We start from the raw sequence: 2,748 nt of genomic DNA on the forward strand, positions 1-2,748 counted from the left end.
AGATGAGAAGTGTATGGTCTATATCATCGCCATCAAAAAGTGAAAAACTGCATGGAAAACACCCTACACAAAAACCATTACAATTATTAACTAGAATAATTTTAGCTTCAACAAAAGAAAATGATACCATTCTAGATCCTTTCAATGGCTCTGGTACCACAGGAATTGCATGCAAAATATTAGGAAGAAGAAATTATATAGGTATAGAAATAGATAAACATTATATAGAACTTACAAATAAGCGTCTAAAAAGTATTGATAATGAGGAGGCTTTTTTATGAATGATATAAAAATAATAAACAAATACTTTACTAATATTGGTAATAGAAAAGATATAAAAAATAATGTAATTAAAGAATTTTTAAATGAAGAACCTGGCAATGAAAACAATTCATCTAAATATAAATACATAGTTGAAAATACATTAGAAGGATCAAATATTTATTTACAAAGACCTGGTAGATTTAATAGAGGTGTCGATTTTGTTATTTATACAGATAATATAAATTTTGCTGATGTAAACAAAAGAAAAAGAAGAAATCCAAAACATAATGATATATTAAATGATTTACAAAAAAAGAAAAATGAATCAGAAAATAAATTTTTTCAAGTTAAATCCATGATAGATGATATATATAATTGTAAATCAGACGTTAATCTTGATGATTGCAAAAAATTAAAATTTAATACTGGTTTTTCAGTAGAATTAGTTTTAAAAATATTAAAATGGATGTTTATAGAACAAGATATAACATATTGGAATTATTCTGGAAGAGAAAAATTAAAAAAAGAGATAGATAAAATATAATTAATATAAAAACTATCAAATTGCCGATATAATCATAAAATAATTATATTAATTAATATATATAATACTCTTGTGAAAATATAATAACTTTGTTTTTTGAAAAAAGAAATAATGAATATTTAATTTGGGAATTTAGATTTAAAGATATTAATAATTATAACAGTATTTATTTATACAAAGAAGCTAAATATTATACTGCCAAATAAAATTTATTTATCAGTAATATCGGCATTCTTCTGCCATTTGTTTGATTTTAAATAGTACATGCTGAATAAAGTATTTATTATATAGCATATTCCCATAGAAAACCATATACCCATAAGTTCAAATCTTGGGGATAATGTGTATGCTAATATTGTTCTTAATACAAGAGTTGTAGAAGTTGTAAATATCATTATAACAATAGTTTTTCCTGCTCCGTTAATTACTCCATTGCATACAAACATAATAGAATAGAAAATAAATATAGGCATTATAGTATAAATATAGCTTTTCGCATATTCAAAAACCTGCATATCTTTTGTAAACATTCTTATAAGAAGATAAGGATTAACAACAGAGAATATGCTCATAACAGATGATATTATAAGTCCTATTATAATACCGCTTTTTAAAATTTCTTTAACTCTTTCTATCTTTTTAGCTCCAATATTTTGTGCAGACATTGTCATAACAGCATTACCCAAAGCAGCTATAGGCATAATAAATAGTGACTCTACCCTATTTACAATAGCAACAGTTGCACTCGCTGCTTCTCCGAAACTGCTGATAAGTCTTGTAATTATAAGCCAGCCGAATGATACTATAAACTGATTAAATGATATTGGAATGCCTAATTTCATTATTTTTTTTGTCATTTCTAAATCAAATGTAAATATAAAAGGATTAATCTTTATAAAACTGTTTTTAAATTTTAAATAAGTTGTACTGATTAATACGGAAGTAAATTGAGAAATAACAGTAGCGATAGCAGCACCTTTAAGTCCCATAGCAGGGATTATCCAAAAACCTTTTATCAGTATAGGGTCTAATATTATGTTAAGTACAGATGATACAATTAAAAATATTAAAGGTCTTACACTATCTCCTACAGCCCTAAGTATTGAAGATATAAAAAAGTAAGCATAAGCAAAAGGCAAACCTATTATTGATATTCTTAAATAAATTAAAGCCATATCCATAGCATCTGAAGGAGTGTTCATTATAATAAGTATCTGTCTTGAAAATATAAGCATTAAAGAACCAACTGTAAAAAGTATAATGACTCCTAATGTAGTAGATACTTTTATTACATGGCTTACTGTATCATAATCTTTGGCTCCGTAATACTGAGAAACTATAACCCCATTAGCCATATTAACACCGAAGGCAAAAGAACCTATAAGCAGCATTATTGGGAAACTTACAGCGACAGAAGATAGTCCTAGAGGCCCTATAATATTGCCTATCCAAATACTGTCAACTATATTATAAACAACACTTAATATATTAGAAAGCAGTATTGGTATAAGAAGTTTTATAAGAGTAGGAACTACTTTTTCTTCTGTTAAATCTGTGCCTATATGATTAGCCATATATTTTATAACCTCAAATTAAACTCGGTCTATTATAAACTATATGATAATTAATTAAATAGAAAAATATAAAATTTATAAAACGCACGGTTAAGTAGTTATATTTATAATGAAAATTAGAATTATAATCAGTATAAAATAAGATAACATTATTCTGCGTGCGGTAAATTCGTACTAATTTTTTAAAAACTAGGGTGGGCAAATGTAATTAATTTTTAAAACTTAATTACATACCCCGCCCTTTAATATATACTGAAAATTTTTGAGTTTGTCAATCAATACACTTTATGTAGAATTATCAACTTTTTTGCCGCACAAAAAAGTTGCAAAAAACGCAATTGCTAGAACTTTATATTTTAAGAATAT

Annotated in this window: 3 protein-coding genes; 2 read left to right on the plus strand and 1 reads right to left on the minus strand. The window is 25.7% G+C overall.

Annotation, left to right across the window (positions count from 1 at the left end; translation table 11 throughout):
• A partial coding sequence (locus Q0J90_RS03085) for a site-specific DNA-methyltransferase (protein WP_297276515.1) occupies positions 1-281 on the plus strand: 281 nt, incomplete at its 5' end.
• Positions 278-808, plus strand: coding sequence for a hypothetical protein (locus Q0J90_RS03090; RefSeq protein ID WP_297276516.1), 531 nt, complete (start codon positions 278-280; stop codon positions 806-808). The genes Q0J90_RS03085 and Q0J90_RS03090, both read left to right, overlap by 4 nt.
• 209 nt (positions 809-1,017) lie before the next feature.
• Here Q0J90_RS03090 and Q0J90_RS03095 read toward each other — a convergent pair whose 3' ends face one another.
• On the minus strand, positions 1,018-2,382 hold the full coding sequence (locus Q0J90_RS03095; protein WP_297276517.1) for an MATE family efflux transporter: 1,365 nt from the start codon (positions 2,380-2,382) through the stop codon (positions 1,018-1,020).
• Between the last annotated feature and the right edge of the window lie 366 nt (positions 2,383-2,748).

Source organism: uncultured Brachyspira sp. (genome assembly GCF_944390595.1).
In the GTDB taxonomy this organism is placed as follows: domain Bacteria; phylum Spirochaetota; class Brachyspiria; order Brachyspirales; family Brachyspiraceae; genus Brachyspira.